Below are 21,374 nucleotides of genomic sequence, written 5' to 3' on the forward strand. Positions count from 1 at the left end.
AGTTCATGAGCCTTTCCATACCGGTTACTGAAATCTCACAGGCGTTTCCCTTGGGCGTCCGTCGGCGTGCTGGCGCGCTGTTCAACGTGGCGGTGTATGCCCCTGACCTTGAGTCAGTGGAAGTGCACTTCGAAGACGCGCAAGGCGAATGGAACGTCGTCGTACTTCCGGATATTACTGACGGTGTACACCACGGCCTGGTGGAAGGTATCGGTGAATCGGGCCGGTACGCTTTCTGGCCCGCCGGCTCTCCGGCCCCCGGCACACCGGGGACCGCGCAGCTCCTGCTGGACCCGTACGGTCGCGCAATAGATACCGTGCAGTTCGATGAGCAGCCGGTCTACTTCTCGGTCGTCGTCGACGCCGCGTTCGACTGGGGACATTCCGCCCCGCCACGCACGCGCTGGCGCGACACCGTGATCTACGAGGCCCATGTCAAGGGCCTTACCCAACTCCACCCGGATGTACCGGCCGAACTACGGGGCACGTACGCGGGGCTCGCCCACCCCGCGATGATCGGGCATCTGAAGGATCTCGGGATCACCGCCGTCGAGCTGTTGCCTGTCCACTTCCACGTCGACGAGCCGCATCTTGGCCCGCTGGGACTTACCAACTACTGGGGCTACAACACGCTTGGATTCTTTGCGCCGCACGCGGAGTACGCGACGGCGACCGCGCGGAAGGCCGGGCCGAAGGCCGTACAGGACGAACTCAAGGGGATGGTCAAGCTCCTTCACGAGGCCGGCCTTGAGGTGATCCTCGACGTCGTCTACAACCACACGGCGGAAGGTCCCCAGGGTGGGCCAGCGCTGTCCTGGCGGGGATTGGGTGAGAAGCAGTACTACCGCCATCACGACGACGGCCGGTACCTTGACACCACCGGCTGCGGAAACACCGTGAACTTCGCGGAACCGCGCGTGATCGAGTTCGCGCTCGACTCCCTGCGTTACTGGGTGGAGGAGTTCGGTATCGACGGATTCCGTTTCGATCTCGCCGTCGCGCTGTGCCGGGATGAGAACCATGCCTTCACCCCGCGGCACCCGCTGCTCATCGCGATGGCGGCCGATGCGGGGCTGAAGGGCGTCAAGCTCATCGCTGAACCGTGGGACGTCGGCCACAACGGTTGGCAGACCGGAAACTTCCCCCAGGGCTGGGCGGACTGGAACGACCGCTTCCGTGACACCGCCCGCGACTTCTGGCTGGCCGACCACGCCGCCCTGACCGACGGGCGGCGCGGCGGTACCGTGGCGCGGCTGGCCAGCTGCCTCGCCGGCTCGGCTGACGTCTTCGCCCGGTCGGGCCGCACAGCGGTCTCCTCCATCAACTTCGTCACTTCGCATGACGGCTTCACGCTCGCTGACCTCACCGCCTACAACCGCAAGCACAACGAGGCCAACGGCGAAGCTAACCACGACGGGCACAATGACAACCGCAGCTACAACCACGGTGTGGAGGGTCCCACCGAGGATGAGTCCATCCTGGCCGCGCGGGCCCTTACCGCCCGGAACCTCATGGCCACCCAGTTGCTGTCCCTGGGCGTTCCGATGATCACTGCCGGGGACGAGTTCGGCCGCACCCAGCACGGAAACAACAACGCCTACTGCCAGGACAATGAACTGGCCTGGCTGGCATGGAACAACGACGACGACGCCCGCACCATGTGTGATGCCACCCGCGCACTGCTGCGGATCAGGCGGGAATTCCTGAGTCACCAGCCAGCAAGCTACCCGAGCCGCGAGGACAGTTCTTATCTTCTGTGGTTCAACGCCGAAGGTGAACCGATGACGCAGGAGCAGTGGTCCGATCCGGCCAATCGCATGGTGCAGTTGCTGCTTGGCTCTCCCGACGGCGTCCTGGATGGGCTGGTGGTGATCAACGGACATCTCGAAGACCGCAGATTCGTCCTTCCCAAGGCCGCCGCACTGAAGAAATTCGGTGTGTTCGATGACCTGAACCAGATGTTCAACCTCCGCTTCACCACTGCCGCAGAGAACGCGAAACGCCGCGGTGCCCGCCTCCGCGTTGGGGAAACGGACACCGCGGCGGCCAACTCGATAACCGTTTACCGGGGTTAGGCGTTCACCACCAGGCCAAGCTCGGCGTTCGAAGCGAGGCTTTCGTGCCTCGGCAGGATCCGGACGGTGTACCCGAAGGACCCGGAGTGGTCAATCAGGATTTTCCCGCTGAACAGGAACCTGCCCCGCCCCAGATCCTCTGCCACGTCCAGATCAGCGACGGTGATTTCGCTCAGGTCGTCATTCTCGGATGCGCGGCCGTACGCCACCTCCACGCGGACGTCGTCCGGGCTCAGGCTGCCCAGCGAAAGGTAGGCGTTCACCGTGAGCGAGTCGCCGATCTGCGGGTCCTCGGAAACTCCGAGTGAATCGACATGCTCAACCTGTACGGCGGACCAGCCGTCCTTGATACGGGATCGCCATGAAGCGGTGGCTCGGGCTGCGCCGTAGTTGTCCTGCCGGGTTAGCCGGCCTGAGCGGCAGGCGGGCTGGTACAGCTCACGGACGTAGTCCTGAAGCATGCGCTCGGCAGAGACCGCGGGCCCCAGCTTCGCCATGGTGTGCTTGATCATTGCCACCCACTGGTGTGGCACGCCGTCCGTGGACGGCTCGGACGGTCCTGCCGCACCGGCTGCAGCCCGGATGGTGCCGTAGAACCGTGGTGCCACCTGCTCCTCGATGAGATCGTAGAGCGCGGCCGCTTCGATGTCGTCGCGTTCATCTGCTGTGGCACCGTTGTTGGCGGTCGGGATCGCCCAGCCGTTGTCGCCGTCGTACATCTCGTCCCACCAGCCATCCAGGACGGAGAGGTTCAGCCCGCCGTTGATCGCCGATTTCATGCCGGAGGTGCCGCAGGCTTCGAGCGGCCGGAGCGGGTTGTTGAGCCAGACATCGCATCCGGGGAACAGGGTCCGGGCCATTGCGATGTCGTAGTTCGGCAGGAAGACGATCCGGTGGCGGACTTCGGGGTCGTCGGTGAAGCGGACGAGGTCCTGGATCATGCGCTTGCCCTGCTCATCCGCTGGGTGTGACTTGCCTGCGATCACCAGCTGGATGGGATTGGTGGGATGCAGGAGCAGTGCCTTCAGGCGATCGGCGTCGCGCAACATCAGGGTGAGGCGCTTGTAGGTGGGCACCCGCCGGGCGAATCCGATGGTCAGCACGTCCGGGTCCAGAACGTTGTCGGTCCAGGCGAGTTCGGCGTCGGCCGCTCCACGCTTCTTCCACGATGCCCGCAAGCGGCTGCGGACGTCGTCGATCAGGTTGGAGCGCATGATGCGGCGCAACCGCCAGATGTCGGCGTCCTCGACGTCGTACACCCGCGCCCACTGCGGGTCCAGCACCGATTCCGCACCGAAGTTCTCCTGGGCGAAGTCTGCGATTAGCGGATCCACCCAGGTGGGCACATGGACGCCGTTCGTCACAGAGGAAATCGGAACCTCCCGTGCGTCGAAGCCCGGCCAGAGGCCGGAAAACATTTCGCGGGATACTTCACCGTGCAGCTGTGCCACGCCATTGGCACGCTGCGCGAGCCGCAGCCCCATGACGGCCATGTTGAACTTCGCGGAATCGCCGCCGTCGTAGTTCTCGGCACCCAACTCAAGGACACGTTCGGTGGGCACCGAGGGCGCCAGCCCGGCGTCGAAGAAGTGCTGGATCTGTGCACGTTCGAAGCGGTCGATGCCTGCGGGTACGGGTGTATGGGTGGTGAACACGGTCGATGCGCGCCCGGCGGTGAGTGCTTCTTCCCATGACATCGGGTTCTCGTTGGAGGGATCCATCAATTCCCGGATCCGCTCGATCCCGAGGAAGCCTGCGTGGCCTTCGTTTGTGTGGAAGACCTCCGGGGCCGGCGTGTCGGTGAGGCGCTGGAAGATTCGCAGGGCCTTGACACCGCCCATGCCGAGCAGCAGCTCCTGCTGGAGCCGCTGGTCCCCGCCGCCGCCGTAGAGCCGGTCGGTGACGTTGCGTGCGGCCTCATCGTTCCCGGCGACGTTGGAGTCCAGCAGAAGCAGCGGTACGCGTCCGACGTCGGCACGCCAGATATGCGCCCGAAGCTCCCGGCCGTTGGGGAGCGGCAGAACCACGGTTGCGGCGCTGCCGTCATCGTCGCGGAGCAGGGTCAGCGGGAGTCCGTCGGGGTCGAGGACGGGGTAGGTTTCCTGCTGCCAGGCGTCACGGGAAAGGGACTGCTTGAAGTAACCGGCCTGGTAGAGGAGGCCCACGCCTACCAGGGGTACACCGAGATCGGATGCGGCCTTGAGGTGATCGCCGGCAAGTATTCCGAGGCCGCCGGAATACTGGGGCAGTACGGCGCTGATGCCGTATTCCGGGGAGAAGTAGGCGATCGATCTGGGAGCGTCATCGCCCAGGGACTGGTACCAGCGTGGTTCCGAGAGGTAACGCTCGAGGTCCTCGCCAAGCTCCTGAATGCGGGTTACCAGCAACTCGTTGGCTGCGAGCTGCTCAAGCTGCTCGCGGGTGACGGAGCCAAGGAACTGCACCGGGTCATTGCCGCTTGCCTGCCACGCCTCGGGGTCGATGTCGTGGAAGAGGCGGGCTGTGGGGAGGTGCCAGGACCAGCGTAGATTGCCGGCGAGTTTCCCTAGCGGTGCGATGTTCGATGGCAGAACGGTACGGACAGTAAATCTACGGATTGCCTTCACCATCGGTACGTTAGCGCACATTGCGCAGGTGTAAAGGCTGACCCGGCGGAATTACGTAAGCGCTTGCATTGTGACGCACGCCATATCGTGTACGGGAGGCATTCGCCGTCGGAAGTTCGGCGCGCGGCCCTACCGCGGGAACGCGTTTGAGCCGCCTGAGGCAATATCCAAAGGCAATAGGTCAGTTGCCTTAGCAATCTGCCCCAATAATCGATAACGTCTAGTCTGTGACCACTTCGAGCGAGGCGACACGTACAAGGGCAGGCGCATCCATGGATGCAGATCTGAGGTTCGGACGGATTCCAATCACGAGGGTTTCTCCCGTGGTCGAGGGCGGAAGGTTCCCAGCGAAGGCCATCCCCGGTTCGGACATCGTGGTCGGCGCCACGGTTTTCCGCGAGGGCCATGACCAATTGGGCGCTTCGGCTGTTCTTCTGAATCCGGATGGCTCGGAAATCCAGCGGACACGGTTAACGCCGCTGGGGGCGGGAACCGATCACTATGAGGGACGGCTTCGTCCCGGGAGCGTTGGGCTCCATACGTTTGTCATCGAGGGCTGGGCCGACCTTCACGGAACCTGGCACCACAACGCAACGGTGAAGATTGCTGCCGGGGTGGATATTGAGCTCATGCTGGAGGAAGGGGCCGTGCTATTCGCGGACCACGCATCGGCCCGCCCCCGCGATGAGGCGAAAGTCTTCCGGAGCGCCGCGGATCGACTGCGGGACACCGAGCTGCCCGTCGATGAACGGCTGGCTGCCGGGGAATCGGCTGAGATCCTGTCGGCGATTCAGCGGGAACCTCTGCGGGCCCTAGTGACGCGCTCACCGGAATACCCCATCCTTGTTGAGCGTGAAGCCGCCGGTCGCGGCTCCTGGTACGAGTTCTTTCCCCGTTCGGAGGGCGCAACCTACGATCCGGCGTCGGCGCGATGGACGTCCGGCAATTTCAGGACAGCCTCCGAGAGGCTTCCGGCGATCGCGGAGATGGGTTTCGACGTTGTCTACCTGCCGCCGATCCACCCCATCGGCACAACCCACCGCAAGGGCCCAAACAACACGCTGAACGCAGGTCCGGGTGATCCTGGTTCACCGTGGGCCATCGGTGCCCCCGAGGGTGGCCATGATGCTATCCACCCGGACTTGGGTTCTTTCGATGACTTCAACGCGTTTGTAAACCGGGCTGCTGAACTGGATCTTGAAGTAGCACTGGATCTCGCGCTGCAGGCTTCACCGGACCACCCGTGGGTGACCGAGCATCCGGAATGGTTCACAACCCGCGTTGACGGCTCCATCGCGTACGCGGAAAACCCTCCCAAGAAGTACCAGGACATCTATCCGATCAACTTCGACAATGATCCGGCCGGCCTGTACCAGGAGGTCCTGCGGATTGTGCTGCTTTGGGTCAGCCACGGCGTCCGTATCTTCCGTGTCGACAACCCGCACACCAAGCCCGTCCAGTTTTGGGAGTGGCTGATCGCTGAAGTCAACAAAGAGCACCCCGAAGTGGTGTTCCTGGCGGAGGCGTTCACGCGTCCGGCGATGATGCACGCCCTGGGCCGTGCGGGCTTCCAGCAGTCATACACCTACTTCACCTGGCGCAACACCAAGGAAGAACTGGAGGAGTACTTCACGGAGGTCAGCAGGGAAACACCGGCGTTCTTCCGCCCCAACTTCTTCGTCAATACACCGGATATCCTGACCGAGTACCTTCAGTACGGTGGTCCGGCCGCCTTCAAGATCCGTGCCGTGCTCGCATCGCTGGCCAGCCCGTTGTGGGGTGTTTACTCCGGATACGAACTCTACGAGCACGTTGCACGTCCCGGCGCTGAGGAGTACATCGACAATGAGAAGTTCGAGTACCGTCCCCGGGATTACGCTGCTGCTGCGGCCCAGGGCCGCAGTCTTGCGCCCTTCCTGACCAGACTCAACGAGATCCGCCGCGCGCACCCTGCACTGGGGGATCTGGAGAATCTGACGATCCACACCAGCACAGACCCGGCCACCATCGTGTTCTCCAAGCACAAGGACGGCCTCGGTGAGGACGGCTCGGACAAGGACACGCTCATCGTCGTCGTCAATGTCGATCCCCATAGTGCGCGGGAATGCACCGTATCCCTTAACCTTGAGGCCTTGGGCCTCGGGATGCGCGGCCGGAACGAGGACGCCACCTTCTGGGTGGACGATCTGATCACCGGTCAGAGCTGGCAGTGGGGGGCCCACAACTACGTCAGGCTGGACGCCCACGTGGAGCCGGCACACATCCTTTCCGTCAGGAGGAAGCCCTAGTGGCGAACCCGTTTCAACTGAATGCACCGGGCCTTGCACATGACCCGCACTGGTACCGCAAGGCAGTGTTCTACGAAGTATTGGTCCGCGGGTTCGCGGACGCCAACGGTGACGGTTCGGGCGATTTCACGGGCCTGATCGACAAGCTCGATTACCTCCAGTGGCTGGGCGTCGACTGCCTGTGGCTGCCGCCGTTCTTCAAGTCGCCTCTACGCGACGGCGGATATGACATCGCGGACTATTACGACGTCCTCGACGAGTTTGGCAGCCTCAGCGACTTCAAGCGCCTGGTGGCGGAGGCGCATGCGCGCGGTGTCCGTGTAATCATCGACCTTCCGCTGAACCATACGTCGGACAAACATCATTGGTTCGAGGAGTCCCGGAACGATCCTGACGGACCATACGGCGATTTCTACGTCTGGAGCGACACGGACGAGAAGTACCAGGACGCCCGCATCATCTTCGTCGACACCGAAGAGTCCAACTGGACCTTTGACCCGGTGCGCCGTCAGTTCTTCTGGCACCGGTTCTTCAGCCACCAGCCGGACCTGAACTTCGAGAACCCGAAGGTCATCGAGGCGTTGTTCGATGTCGTCCGTTTCTGGCTGGACCAGGGAATAGACGGCTTCCGTGCGGACGCGATCCCGTACCTCTTCGAGGAAGAGGGCACCAACTGTGAAAACCTGCCCGCCACGCACACGTTCCTCAAGGACCTCCGTGCGATGGTGGATGAGAACTACCCGGGCCGTGTGATCATCGCGGAGGCAAACCAGATGCCGGAGGAAGTTGTCGAGTACTTCGGCGACGACGACGGCGCGGAGTGCCACATGTGCTTCCACTTCCCGATCATGCCACGGCTGTTCTATGCACTGCGCGACCAGAAGGCGGGGCCGATCATCGAGACTATGGCCGAGACCCCGGCGATACCGTCCGGGGCGCAATGGGGAACCTTCCTTCGGAACCACGATGAGCTCACGCTTGAGATGGTCACCAACGAGGAACGCGAGGCGATGCTCGGGTGGTACGCACCGGATTCACGCATGCGGGCGAACATCGGTATCCGGCGTCGTCTTTCGCCGTTGCTGGATAACTCCCGCGCTGAAGTCGAGTTGATTCATGCGCTGCTGTTGTCGCTGCCCGGAAGCCCGTTCCTGTATTACGGGGACGAGATCGGGATGGGTGACAACATCTGGCTCGAGGATCGCGATGCCTCCCGCACGCCGATGCAGTGGAACCCGGACCGGAATGCCGGGTTCTCCACCGCCGATCCCGGAAAGCTCTACCTGCCGGTGGTGCAGTCGCTGGTCTACCACTACAACCACGTCAATGTGGAGGCGCAACTGGCGAGTTCCAGCTCCCTGCTTCACTGGATGCGGCAGATGCTCGCGGTTCGCCGTTCCCACCCGGCGTTCGGCCTCGGTGCGTACCGGAACGTGCCCACGGAAGCCGAGCCGGTTCTGGCATTCATCCGTGAAGTTTCCGAGGGTAATGCCGAGGGCGAGCAGCCGGAGATCATTCTGTGCGTGTTCAATCTTTCGCAGCACCCGGTCGCCGCCAAGCTGCATCTCCCGGAGTACTCCGGGCGCGGTTTGCGGGATCTCTTCGGCGGCACACCGTTCCCGGCCTTCGGGGAAGACGGCAATCTCACGCTGACGCTCGGCAGCCATGACTTCTATTGGCTGCGGCTACGCTCGGCAAGTTCCAACATCGCGTCACCGCACACTGAAGCCATCCCCGTGATCCCTATTTCGGAGGCAGTTAAGTAATGGGCACATCGACGCCATCCCTTCCAGATCTCCTTTCGGCATGGATGCCCAGGCAGCGCTGGTTCCCGGCAAAGGGCAGGGACATCTCCCTCAACCGGGTGGGCGGGATCAAACTTGAGGACCCGGCCGGTGAGGTGGGACTCGAGGTTCACTTGGTGGCTGTCGAGTCTGGTCGGAGGCTGGATGTCGTCAACGTTCCGCTGACCTACCGTTCCGAACCGCTGGTGGGGGCCGAAGCCGCGCTCATCGGTGAAACGGAGCACTCCGAGTTGGGCCGCCGCTGGGTCTATGACGGCACACATGACCCGGTGTTCGTAACGGCCTGGATCGATCTGGTGCGCATGGAGGCCGCAACGGCCGACGGCCGTACCCAGGGCACGGCGTGCGGTGCTTTCGGAACCTCGCAGGTGTCCACGGGCCCGGCTGAGATCGCTGTGCTGACAGGTGAGCAGTCCAATACGTCTGTTGTGATCCCGTCCGCGGACACACCGATGATCGTGAAGTTCTTCCGCGTCCTGGCGGCGGGTGAGAGTCCCGACGTGCTGGTCAGCGCAAAGCTTACTGATGCGGGCTCCACCGATGTACCGCAGACTTTCGGATGGGTCATGGGAAGTTGGCAGGATGGCAGGGCCGAGGGCGAGTGGGTGAGCGGGCACCTGAGCGTGCTTCGCGAATTCATCGGAGACAGCAAGGACGCCTGGCGGAGCGCCGTCTCCGCGGTCGAGTCCGGCCGCTCGTTTGCGAAGGAGGCCTCTGAGCTTGGCCGCGTCGTTGCGCGCGTGCACACCCAGTTGGCTTCGGCATTCGGCAGCAGACAGGCAACTGCGGTTGAGACCGAGGAATTCCGGGAGTCGCTTGCCAGCCGTATCGAGTGGGCCTGGCGCGAAGCCGGTTCCTCAGTGGGGCCGCTGGACGCCGAGGTGAACTCCGTCCTCGCCGAAGTGACAGCCCTGGAGGGGCTGCCCGAACTCCAGCGCATTCATGCTGACCTTCACCTCGGTCAAATTCTCGCAACGAACGACGCCGGGTGGCTGGTTCTCGATTTCGAGGGCGAACCGCTCCGGCCCGCCGCAGAGCGGAGCGTGCCTGATGTGCCGGTGCGCGACGTCGTCGGCCTGGTACGTTCGCTCGAGTATGCCGCGGGTGTCGGTGTCCATGACGCCGCCGTGTCCGGCGGTGATGCCGAGGCCTGGGCGAAGGAGTCGGTCGCTGCGTTCCTCGACGGCTACTCAAGTGAAGCCGGAACCACTGTCGATCGTTCAGGGGCGCTGTATCGGGCGCTCTGGCTCGACAAGGCACTGTATGAGGTGGTGTACGAATTGAGAAATCGACCGGACTGGGTGGATGTTCCCGTGGCGGCCGTCCGTCGGATGCTGAAGGGTGCGGCTTCCACATCGGTGCAGTCACCTGTTGCGCAGTCGGAGCCCGCAGACGCTGCTTCTTCGACCGAACCCGCGAAGGCTACGGCGCCGCTAGGAGGACCGATTTCCGTGGATCCCGACATTCTGCAGCGCGTTTCCGAGGGGAGCTATCACCAACCACATGCAGTTCTGGGTGCGCACCTTGACCAGCACGGTCATGTGACCATCCGGACACTCCGCCGGCTCGCAGAGAGCGTGTCAGTGGTGACAGGCGCCGGCCGGGTGCAGCTACAGCACGAACATAACGGGATCTGGGTCGGTACTCTCGAAGCCGAGCGCGCCGGTCACGTCCCCGATTACCGGCTGGAAGTGATGTACGACGGCGAACCCCACGTCGTCGACGACGCCTACCGGTTCCTGCCCACGTTGGGCGAGATCGACATGCACCTCATCGCCGAAGGTCGCCATGAGACCCTGTGGACGGCACTTGGCGCGCACGTCCGCCACTACGCGTCCACGCTGGGTGACATCACCGGCGTCAGCTTCGCGGTGTGGGCGCCGAATGCGCAGTCCGTTCGGGTGAAAGCTGATTTCAATGGCTGGGACGGATCCGTCCACGCCATGCGCTCACTCGGAAGCTCGGGAATTTGGGAGTTGTTCGTGCCCGGTGCCGGAGCCGGGGCGTGCTACAAGTTCGAGATCCTTGGGCGCGATGGTCAGTGGCGGGAGAAAGCAGATCCGATGGCACGGGGGACAGAGGTTCCTCCGCTGACCGGCTCCCGCGTGGTGGAATCGCGCTATTCATTCAACGACGACGAGTGGATGGATGCACGCCCAACGAAGGACCCGCACAACGGTCCCATGAGCGTCTATGAAGTGCACCTCGGTTCGTGGCGTCTGGGGCTCGACTACAAACAGCTCGCTGAGCAGCTCGTCGAGTACGTTTCGTGGCAGGGCTTCACCCATGTCGAGCTCATGCCCGTCGCGGAGCATCCCTTCGGTGGGTCATGGGGCTACCAGGTCACGTCCTATTACGCTCCGACCTCGCGCTTCGGTCATCCAGACGATTTCAAGTATCTGGTGGACAAGCTCCACCAGGCAGGTATCGGCGTCATCATGGACTGGGTGCCCGCGCACTTCCCGAAGGATGAGTGGGCGCTGGCACGGTTCGACGGCGACACGCTCTATGAGCACGGGAACCCGCAGCTCGGTGAGCATCCCGACTGGGGAACGCTCATCTTCGACTTCGGACGACGCGAAGTCCGCAACTTCCTCGTTGCCAACGCGCTGTACTGGCTGGAGGAATTCCACATCGACGGCCTCCGGGTGGACGCAGTGGCGTCGATGCTCTATCTCGATTACTCCCGCGAGGACGGCCAATGGCAGCCGAATAAGTTTGGTGGCCGCGAGAACCTTGAAGCGATCTCCTTCCTCCAGGAGGTCAACGCCACTGCGTACAAGCGCGCACCGGGGATCGTCATGATTGCCGAGGAGTCGACAGCGTTCGACGGCGTCACCCGTGCAACCTCCCAGGGCGGACTGGGATTCGGCATCAAGTGGAACATGGGCTGGATGCATGATTCTCTCCAGTACATTTCGGAGGACCCGATCAATCGTGTCCACCACCACGGCAAGGCGACCTTCTCGATGGTGTACGCCTACACCGAGAATTTCATGCTGCCGATCAGCCATGACGAGGTAGTTCACGGCAAGGGTTCACTTCTGCGGAAGATGCCAGGGGACCGGTGGCAGCAGTTGGCGAATGTCCGCGCATACCTCGCATTCCAGTGGGCACACCCGGGCAAGCAGTTGATATTCATGGGAACGGAGTTCGCCCAGGAGTCCGAGTGGTCCGAACAGCATGGTCTTGACTGGTGGGTTTCCGACACTATCCCGCACAAGGGCGTCCAGCATCTCGTCCGGACGTTGAACTCCGTTTACACGGCCACGCCGGCGCTGTATGTCCGTGATAACGATCCTTCGGGCTTCCAGTGGATCGACGAGAACGACGGCGCCCACAACACCTTGTCTTTCATCCGCTGGGACACCCAGGGGAACCCACTGATCTGCATCGCAAACTTCTCGGGTGCTCCCCATGAGGGCTACCGGGTAGGGATGCCGTGGGCAGGTCAGTGGAAGGAATTGCTCAACACGGACGCTGAGGAGTACGGCGGCTCGGGCGTAGGCAACCTCGGTGTAGTTGACGCTATCGAGGGTGCCCACAACGGCTTGCCCGCATCCGCGAACCTGAGGGTGCCGCCGCTGGGCGTTCTGTACCTCGTTCCGGCCCAACCTTAGTCCGGCAATCGCCCCCGGATCCGGATTTACAGATCCGGCTGCGGGGTGCTAGAGTTTATATCCGCGCCGACCGATGATCTCGGATCTGGCCGACACAAACATCCCTCTGATCCAGATGAAACTTTGGATGCTGAGAGTTGCGTGTGGCGGGTGGATTTGACGGGGTGGGGTTTGGTGGGTAAGTTTGAAAAGTTGCTCCGGAGCGATGATGCGGCCTTGAGGGTTGTGTTTGGTGCTGGGTGCTTCTGTTGTTTGAGAACTCAATAGTGTGCCATGTTTGTTGATACCGATTGTTTTTTGATTGGTTGATTTGCTGGTCGTCTCACCCCTGTGGGGTGGCTGGTTTTTTGGCTGGTTTCAGATTTTGTGCAGCGTGGATCCTTCTTTTTCCGGGGGGTTTGTGTTGTGTTCGTATTTTTTTACGGAGAGTTTGATCCTGGCTCAGGATGAACGCTGGCGGCGTGCTTAACACATGCAAGTCGAACGATGATCCGGTGCTTGCATCGGGGATTAGTGGCGAACGGGTGAGTAACACGTGAGTAACCTGCCCTTGACTCTGGGATAAGCCTGGGAAACTGGGTCTAATACTGGATATGACTGATCATCGCATGGTGGTTGGTGGAAAGCTTTTGTGGTTTTGGATGGACTCGCGGCCTATCAGCTTGTTGGTGGGGTAATGGCCTACCAAGGCGACGACGGGTAGCCGGCCTGAGAGGGTGGACGGCCACACTGGGACTGAGACACGGCCCAGACTCCTACGGGAGGCAGCAGTGGGGAATATTGCACAATGGGCGCAAGCCTGATGCAGCGACGCCGCGTGAGGGATGAAGGCCTTCGGGTTGTAAACCTCTTTCAGTAGGGAAGAAGCGAAAGTGACGGTACCTGCAGAAGAAGCGCCGGCTAACTACGTGCCAGCAGCCGCGGTAATACGTAGGGCGCAAGCGTTATCCGGAATTATTGGGCGTAAAGAGCTCGTAGGCGGTTTGTCGCGTCTGCCGTGAAAGTCCGGGGCTTAACTCCGGATCTGCGGTGGGTACGGGCAGACTTGAGTGATGTAGGGGAGACTGGAATTCCTGGTGTAGCGGTGAAATGCGCAGATATCAGGAGGAACACCGATGGCGAAGGCAGGTCTCTGGGCATTAACTGACGCTGAGGAGCGAAAGCATGGGGAGCGAACAGGATTAGATACCCTGGTAGTCCATGCCGTAAACGTTGGGCACTAGGTGTGGGGGACATTCCACGTTTTCCGCGCCGTAGCTAACGCATTAAGTGCCCCGCCTGGGGAGTACGGCCGCAAGGCTAAAACTCAAAGGAATTGACGGGGGCCCGCACAAGCGGCGGAGCATGCGGATTAATTCGATGCAACGCGAAGAACCTTACCAAGGCTTGACATGAACCGGAACGGCGCAGAGATGTGTCGGCCACTTGTGGCCGGTTTACAGGTGGTGCATGGTTGTCGTCAGCTCGTGTCGTGAGATGTTGGGTTAAGTCCCGCAACGAGCGCAACCCTCGTTCCATGTTGCCAGCGGGTTATGCCGGGGACTCATGGGAGACTGCCGGGGTCAACTCGGAGGAAGGTGGGGACGACGTCAAATCATCATGCCCCTTATGTCTTGGGCTTCACGCATGCTACAATGGCCGGTACAAAGGGTTGCGATGCTGTGAGGTGGAGCTAATCCCAAAAAGCCGGTCTCAGTTCGGATTGAGGTCTGCAACTCGACCTCATGAAGTCGGAGTCGCTAGTAATCGCAGATCAGCAACGCTGCGGTGAATACGTTCCCGGGCCTTGTACACACCGCCCGTCAAGTCACGAAAGTTGGTAACACCCGAAGCCGGTGGCCTAACCCCTTGTGGGAGGGAGCTGTCGAAGGTGGGACCGGCGATTGGGACTAAGTCGTAACAAGGTAGCCGTACCGGAAGGTGCGGCTGGATCACCTCCTTTCTAAGGAGCGCCTAACAGCTTTTTCTGCTGCCTCGTTGTGGGGTGGTGGGGGTTGTCAGGAGTTAGCCCATTGCGCAGGCGTTTGTTCTGCGGTGGGTGCTCATGGGTGGAATATCAACGAATTGTGGTGGCTGCTGGTGCTGGCTGGGTTGAGTACGGATCTGTGTTTTCCTTTCCCTTTTGGGGTTGGGGTGCGTGGGTTGTGGAAAGGCGTGGTTGGTGGTGGTGGTTTCATCGTTTGGCACACTGTTGGGTCCTGAGGCAACAGGAGCCTGACCCCCTTTGGATCTCGCACGTTGTGTGGGTGTGGGGGTTTGGTTTGTGGGGTTTCTGGTTTTCCTGGGCATGACTTGCCTGCACTTGTTTGGCTTCCTTTTTTGGGGGTTGGGTGTGGGTGGTGTGTTTACTGGGGTTGTTGTTTGAGAACTGCATAGTGGACGCGAGCATCTTATTTTTTGTGTATGCACGCAATCGTCGTGGATGGTGATTCGTTGTTTCTGCCTGTGTGGTGGGGGTGGCGTGTTGTCTTCTGGTGTTGGTTGTGTGTGTTCGTCAAGTTTTTAAGGGCACACGGTGGATGCCTTGGCATCAGGAGCCGAAGAAGGACGTGGGAATCTGCGATAAGCCTGGGGGAGTTGATAACCGAACTTTGATCCCAGGATGTCCGAATGGGGAAACCCTGCTGCGCGTACTTGGTGCGACGTGGTGACCCGTATCTGAACACATAGGGTACGTGGGGGGAACGTGGGGAAGTGAAACATCTCAGTACCCACAGGAAGAGAAAACAATAGTGATTCCGTTAGTAGTGGCGAGCGAACGCGGATGAGGCTAAACCAGTGGTGTGTGATAGCCGGCGGGCGTTGCATCTCTGGGGTTGCGGGACTTTCCGTATCAGTTCTGCCGGGCTGGTGAAGTGAGTGCAGGCGTATAGGTGAACGGGTTTGAAGGCCCGACCGGAGTGGGTGAGAGTCCCGTAGCTGTAATGCGTGCTGCCGCTTGGAGAGTATCCCAAGTAGTACGGGGCCCGAGAAATCCCGTGCGAATCTGCCAGGACCACCTGGTAAGCCTAAATACTCCCTGATGACCGATAGCGGACCAGTACCGTGAGGGAAAGGTGAAAAGTACCCCGGGAGGGGAGTGAAATAGTACCTGAAACCGTGTGCCTACAATCCGTCAGAGCTTCCATCCATTTATGGGTGTTGGGGTGATGGCGTGCCTTTTGAAGAATGAGCCTGCGAGTTAGTGTTACGTCGCGAGGTTAACCCGTGTGGGGTAGCCGTAGCGAAAGCGAGTCTGAATAGGGCGATTCAGTGGCGTGATCTAGACCCGAAGCGAAGTGATCTACCCATGGCCAGGTTGAAGCGACGGTAAGACGTCGTGGAGGACCGAACCCACTTCAGTTGAAAATGGAGGGGATGAGCTGTGGGTAGGGGTGAAAGGCCAATCAAACTTCGTGATAGCTGGTTCTCCCCGAAATGCATTTAGGTGCAGCGTTGCGTGTTTCTTGCCGGAGGTAGAGCTACTGGATGGCCGATGGGCCCTACAAGGTTACTGACGTCAGCCAAACTCCGAATGCCGGTAAGTGAGAGCGCAGCAGTGAGACTGTGGGGGATAAGCTTCATAGTCGAGAGGGAAACAGCCCAGACCACCAACTAAGGCCCCTAAGCGTGTGCTAAGTGGGAAAGGATGTGGAGTTGCTTAGACAACCAGGAGGTTGGCTTAGAAGCAGCCATCCTTGAAAGAGTGCGTAATAGCTCACTGGTCAAGTGATTCCGCGCCGACAATGTAGCGGGGCTCAAGTACACCGCCGAAGTTGTGGATTTCAAACAATAATCTAGCTACCCCTTTTTGGGGGTTGTTCAGGTGTTTGGAGTGGTAGGGGAGCGTCGTGTGGGCAGTGAAGTCGCGGTGTAAACCAGCGGTGGAGCCTACACGAGTGAGAATGCAGGCATGAGTAGCGAAAGACGGGTGAGAAACCCGTCCGCCGAATGATCAAGGGTTCCAGGGTCAAGCTAATCTGCCCTGGGTAAGTCGGGACCTAAGGCGAGGCCGACAGGCGTAGTCGATGGACAACGGGTTGATATTCCCGTACCGGTGAAGAACCGCCCATACTGAACAAGGGATACTAACCACCCTAACCATCTCCCCGTGGTCTTCGGACCCAGTGTTGGTGGGGCGCGTGGGACCTGATCTTGGGAGGTAAGCGTATTAACAGGTGTGACGCAGGAAGGTAGTCGGGCCGGGCGATGGTTGTCCCGGTCTAAGGATGTAGGAGGGATCATAGGTAAATCCGTGGTCCTGGTTTTGATACCGTCTCTGAGACCCGATGGGCCCCACTTTTGGTGGGGATCCGATGATCCTATGCTGCCTAGAAAAGCATCGGCGTGAGGTTCTAACTGCCCGTACCCCAAACCGACACAGGTGATCAGGTAGAGAATACTAAGGCGATCGAGAGAATTATGGTTAAGGAACTCGGCAAAATGCCCCCGTAACTTCGGGAGAAGGGGGGCCCCAACCGTGAACCACACGTGCTGTGGGGAGGCGGATCGGGGCCGCAGAGACCAGGGGGAAGCGACTGTTTACTAAAAACACAGGTCCGTGCGAAGTCGCAAGACGATGTATACGGACTGACTCCTGCCCGGTGCTGGAAGGTTAAGAGGACCGGTTAGCACCCTCGTGGTGCGAAGCTGGGAATTTAAGCCCCAGTAAACGGCGGTGGTAACTATAACCATCCTAAGGTAGCGAAATTCCTTGTCGGGTAAGTTCCGACCTGCACGAATGGAGTAACGACTTCCCCGCTGTCTCAACCATAAACTCGGCGAAATTGCACTACGAGTAAAGATGCTCGTTACGCGCAGCAGGACGGAAAGACCCCGAGACCTTCACTATAGTTTGGTATTGGTGTTCGGTGTGGCTTGTGTAGGATAGGTGGGAGACTGTGAGACCCGGACGCTAGTTCGGGTGGAGTCATCGTTGAAATACCACTCTGGTCACTCTGGATATCTAACTTCGGCCCGTAATCCGGGTCAGGGACAGTGCCTGATGGGTAGTTTAACTGGGGCGGTTGCCTCCCAAAAAGTAACGGAGGCGCCCAAAGGTTCCCTCAGCCTGGTTGGCAATCAGGTGTCGAGTGTAAGTGCACAAGGGAGCTTGACTGTGAGAGAGACATCTCAAGCAGGGACGAAAGTCGGGACTAGTGATCCGGCGGCACATTGTGGAATGGCCGTCGCTCAACGGATAAAAGGTACCTCGGGGATAACAGGCTGATCTTGCCCAAGAGTCCATATCGACGGCATGGTTTGGCACCTCGATGTCGGCTCGTCGCATCCTGGGGCTGGAGTAGGTCCCAAGGGTTGGGCTGTTCGCCCATTAAAGCGGTACGCGAGCTGGGTTTAGAACGTCGTGAGACAGTTCGGTCCCTATCCGCTGCGCGCGTAGGAAATTTGAGAAGGGCTGTCCTTAGTACGAGAGGACCGGGACGGACGAACCTCTGGTGTGTCAGTTGTACTGCCAAGTGCACCGCTGATTAGCTACGTTCGGATGGGATAACCGCTGAAAGCATCTAAGCGGGAAGCCTGCTTCAAGATGAGATTTCCATACACATAACGTGTGAGAGGCCCCCAGCCAGACCACTGGGTTGATAGGCCGGATGTGGAAGCGAGGACTAACGACTCGTGAAGCTGACCGGTACTAATACGCCGATAACTTGACACCACACAAAACACATAATGCTACGCGTCCACTATGCGGTTCCCAACCAACAACCCCACCCCCCCCCAACCCAACCCACCACACGGCGGGCAAAGGCGGGGCCGGTACCCGGGGAAAAACCAACAACACAACTACATACACACAAGTTGTAACAACACAGACTTCCCACCCCCACAACCACCGAACACACCAGTAAACACGGTAAACACCCAAGGGGGACGGGAAAACGAGTTACGGCGGTCATAGCGTGGGGGAAACGCCCGGTCCCATTCCGAACCCGGAAGCTAAGACCCACAGCGCCGATGGTACTGCACCCGAGAGAGTGTGGGAGAGTAGGACACCGCCGGACAACCATTACAGAAGGGCCTCACCAACGCTGGTGAGGCCCTTCAACACTTAACCAGTGCAACACACAGCACTTGGGGTAGTGATGAGGAAGTTCTCGGCTCGGACGATTGGGGTAGCTGTGCTACTACGGCTGTCTTGGCCATCGTCTTGGCCATCGTCTTGTATGTTGGCGCGATGCTCGCGTCGGCGATCGAATAGAGCATGACAGAACCGGCAGGGTGACTGTCGTGCGCACCACCTTTCAGGTCCACCTACGCCTCACCGAGGTCCAGCTCAGCCTCTGTTTCAGGGGCGTCTTCCTGCCGAATGTACAGATCCGCCGTGAAACTCCCGGCCTCCCGGTCAAGCTTTGGCCTCCGAGACTTCACACAGTGAGGGATCGTCGAACACGGCATTCCTGGCGAAGGACCGAATGGCCTCCCCGTTGACCCTGGCGTCCCTACGAATCTGCTCCCATAACTCACCTCTTACTCCATTGCTGCATTTCACCGTCAGAAAACATCCTGACGGAATCAACGGGTCGGTGGACTCGAGTGCAACTGCCGTTGATCCACTGGTGAGTCGTTGTGAGAGGGGTGTCGGGCGCAAGTCAGGTCGCGAGAATGATCTCCACCCGAGCGCCCATAGTCCGTTCAGAGACCGCTGCACCATGAAGACCACCCTTCCTCAACCAGGCTGGAACGATCTCCTGATGGTGGCGCTCCATTGCATGGTTGCACCGCGGGACGTAGCCGCGTGTTGCAGATGCGATCTTAGACACGGTCCCGCACCGCAATGCTCACTGGCCGTGCCGCTGAACCCTCACGGAACACGACCAGCGTGTCACCCAACTCGGGCTGTGCTGGCTGTTAGGCGCCCGTAACCAGACGTCAGTCGTATGATCAGCATCACTCGACGGCGTCGAGTGAGTGTGGTCCCGGTTGGTCTCGTTGAGGGGCGAATCCGCCCGAGATCCGGCGTTTTTGCGCCCCGTCAGGGCCGATTTGCGGGGTGCCCTTACGGCGTGTAAAGTTTTCTGAGTCGCCGCGGCCGGGACGGGAAACCTGATCCGGCAAGTGCGGCTAATCCCAACAAAAATTTGACCTCGATGCCTCATGGCATAAAGGGTTGAATGGCGTTGTTTTCCAAGCCAACCTGATCCAATTGCCCGAATGGGTGGATTTGACGGGGTGGGGTTTGGTGGGTAAGTTTGAAAAGTTGCTCCGGAGCGATGATGCGGCCTTGAGGGTTGTGTTTGGTGCTGGGTGCTTCTGTTGTTTGAGAACTCAATAGTGTGCCATGTTTGTTGATACCGATTGTTTTTTGATTGGTTGATTTGCTGGTCATCTCACCCCTGTGGGGTGGCTGGTTTTTTGGCTGGTTTCAGATTTTGTGCAGCGTGGATCCTTCTTTTTCCGGGGGGTTTGTGTTGTGTTCGTATTTTTTTACGGAGAGTTTGATCCTGGCTCAGGATGAACGCTGGCGGCGTGCTTAACACATGCAAGTCGAACGATGATCCGGTGCTTGCATCGGGGATTAGTGGCGAACGGGTGAGTAACACGTGAGTAACCTGCCCTTGACTCTGGGATAAGCCTGGGAAACTGGGTCTAATACTGGATATGACTGATCATCGCATGGTGGTTGGTGGAAAGCTTTTGTGGTTTTGGATGGACTCGCGGCCTATCAGCTTGTTGGTGGGGTAATGGCCTACCAAGGCGACGACGGGTAGCCGGCCTGAGAGGGTGGACGGCCACACTGGGACTGAGACACGGCCCAGACTCCTACGGGAGGCAGCAGTGGGGAATATTGCACAATGGGCGCAAGCCTGATGCAGCGACGCCGCGTGAGGGATGAAGGCCTTCGGGTTGTAAACCTCTTTCAGTAGGGAAGAAGCGAAAGTGACGGTACCTGCAGAAGAAGCGCCGGCTAACTACGTGCCAGCAGCCGCGGTAATACGTAGGGCGCAAGCGTTATCCGGAATTATTGGGCGTAAAGAGCTCGTAGGCGGTTTGTCGCGTCTGCCGTGAAAGTCCGGGGCTTAACTCCGGATCTGCGGTGGGTACGGGCAGACTTGAGTGATGTAGGGGAGACTGGAATTCCTGGTGTAGCGGTGAAATGCGCAGATATCAGGAGGAACACCGATGGCGAAGGCAGGTCTCTGGGCATTAACTGACGCTGAGGAGCGAAAGCATGGGGAGCGAACAGGATTAGATACCCTGGTAGTCCATGCCGTAAACGTTGGGCACTAGGTGTGGGGGACATTCCACGTTTTCCGCGCCGTAGCTAACGCATTAAGTGCCCCGCCTGGGGAGTACGGCCGCAAGGCTAAAACTCAAAGGAATTGACGGGGGCCCGCACAAGCGGCGGAGCATGCGGATTAATTCGATGCAACGCGAAGAACCTTACCAAGGCTTGACATGAACCGGAACGGCGCAGAGATGTGTCGGCCACTTGTGGCCGGTTTACAGGTGGTGCATGGTTGTCGTCAGCTCGTGTCGTGAGATGTTGGGTTAAGTCCCGCAACGAGCGCAACCCTCGTTCCATGTTGCCAGCGGGTTATGCCGGGGACTCATGGGAGACTGCCGGGGTCAACTCGGAGGAAGGTGGGGACGACGTCAAATCATCATGCCCCTTATGTCTTGGGCTTCACGCATGCTACAATGGCCGGTACAAAGGGTTGCGATGCTGTGAGGTGGAGCTAATCCCAAAAAGCCGGTCTCAGTTCGGATTGAGGTCTGCAACTCGACCTCATGAAGTCGGAGTCGCTAGTAATCGCAGATCAGCAACGCTGCGGTGAATACGTTCCCGGGCCTTGTACACACCGCCCGTCAAGTCACGAAAGTTGGTAACACCCGAAGCCGGTGGCCTAACCCCTTGTGGGAGGGAGCTGTCGAAGGTGGGACTGGCGATTGGGACTAAGTCGTAACAAGGTAGCCGTACCGGAAGGTGCGGCTGGATCACCTCCTTTCTAAGGAGCGCCTAACAGCTTTTTCTGCTGCC

At 60.0% G+C, this 21,374-nt stretch carries 6 protein-coding genes and 4 rRNA genes; 8 read left to right on the forward strand and 2 right to left on the reverse strand.

Annotation, left to right across the window (positions count from 1 at the left end; translation table 11 throughout):
• Positions 1–5: 5 nt before the first annotated feature.
• Entirely contained in the window at positions 6–2,075 is a 2,070-nt protein-coding gene (gene glgX, locus BJ994_RS01705; RefSeq protein ID WP_167990797.1) for a glycogen debranching protein GlgX, read from the forward strand.
• Here glgX and glgP read toward each other — a convergent pair.
• Positions 2,072–4,681, reverse strand: coding sequence for an alpha-glucan family phosphorylase (gene glgP / locus BJ994_RS01710; RefSeq protein ID WP_342450433.1), 2,610 nt, complete (start codon positions 4,679–4,681; stop codon positions 2,072–2,074). The genes glgX and glgP overlap by 4 nt on opposite strands.
• Positions 4,682–4,953: 272 nt before the next feature.
• Here glgP and BJ994_RS01715 point away from each other — a divergent pair, with 272 nt between their 5' ends.
• The 6 genes from BJ994_RS01715 (at position 4,954) to rrf (ending at position 18,396) form a co-directional block, all read left to right on the forward strand.
• The gene (locus tag BJ994_RS01715; protein ID WP_167990802.1) at positions 4,954–6,969 is read left to right on the forward strand and encodes an alpha-1,4-glucan--maltose-1-phosphate maltosyltransferase; all 2,016 of its coding nucleotides are present in this window, start codon (positions 4,954–4,956) and stop codon (positions 6,967–6,969) included.
• Positions 6,969–8,735, forward strand: coding sequence for a maltose alpha-D-glucosyltransferase (gene treS, locus BJ994_RS01720; protein ID WP_167990805.1), 1,767 nt, complete (start codon positions 6,969–6,971; stop codon positions 8,733–8,735). The genes BJ994_RS01715 and treS overlap by 1 nt, the downstream gene beginning before the upstream one ends.
• A complete protein-coding gene (gene glgB, locus BJ994_RS01725) occupies positions 8,735–12,394 on the forward strand; it encodes a 1,4-alpha-glucan branching protein GlgB (protein WP_167990807.1) in 3,660 nt (1,219 codons plus the stop codon). Before treS ends, glgB begins: the two co-directional genes overlap by 1 nt.
• Positions 12,395–12,812: 418 nt before the next feature.
• Positions 12,813–14,336: ribosomal RNA gene (locus BJ994_RS01730) — 16S ribosomal RNA — on the forward strand.
• 550 nt (positions 14,337–14,886) lie between these two features.
• Positions 14,887–18,050: ribosomal RNA gene (locus BJ994_RS01735) — 23S ribosomal RNA — on the forward strand.
• A gap of 229 nt (positions 18,051–18,279) precedes the next feature.
• Positions 18,280–18,396, forward strand: a 5S ribosomal RNA gene (gene rrf, locus BJ994_RS01740).
• Between the two features lie 1,091 nt (positions 18,397–19,487).
• Here the strand turns inward: rrf and BJ994_RS01745 are convergent.
• Entirely contained in the window at positions 19,488–19,721 is a 234-nt protein-coding gene (locus BJ994_RS01745; RefSeq protein ID WP_167990808.1) for a hypothetical protein, read from the reverse strand.
• Between the two features lie 97 nt (positions 19,722–19,818).
• Here BJ994_RS01745 and BJ994_RS01750 point away from each other — a divergent pair.
• Positions 19,819–21,342: ribosomal RNA gene (locus tag BJ994_RS01750) — 16S ribosomal RNA — on the forward strand.
• Together the 16S, 23S and 5S rRNA genes form the textbook arrangement of a ribosomal RNA operon.
• Positions 21,343–21,374: the final 32 nt, after the last annotated feature.

Source organism: Arthrobacter pigmenti, assembly GCF_011927905.1.
Classification (GTDB): Bacteria; Actinomycetota; Actinomycetes; order Actinomycetales; family Micrococcaceae; genus Arthrobacter_D; species Arthrobacter_D pigmenti.

Excerpts from the sequence above, each read along its gene's own strand:
- glgB (WP_167990807.1), top strand. The coding sequence starts at position 8,735 with ATGGGCACATCGACGCCATCCCTTCCAGATCTCCTTTCGGCATGGATG.
- BJ994_RS01715 (WP_167990802.1), top strand. The coding sequence starts at position 4,954 with ATGGATGCAGATCTGAGGTTCGGACGGATTCCAATCACGAGGGTTTCT.
- glgX (WP_167990797.1), top strand. The coding sequence starts at position 6 with ATGAGCCTTTCCATACCGGTTACTGAAATCTCACAGGCGTTTCCCTTG.
- BJ994_RS01745 (WP_167990808.1), bottom strand. The coding sequence starts at position 19,721 with ATGACCAGCAAATCAACCAATCAAAAAACAATCGGTATCAACAAACAT.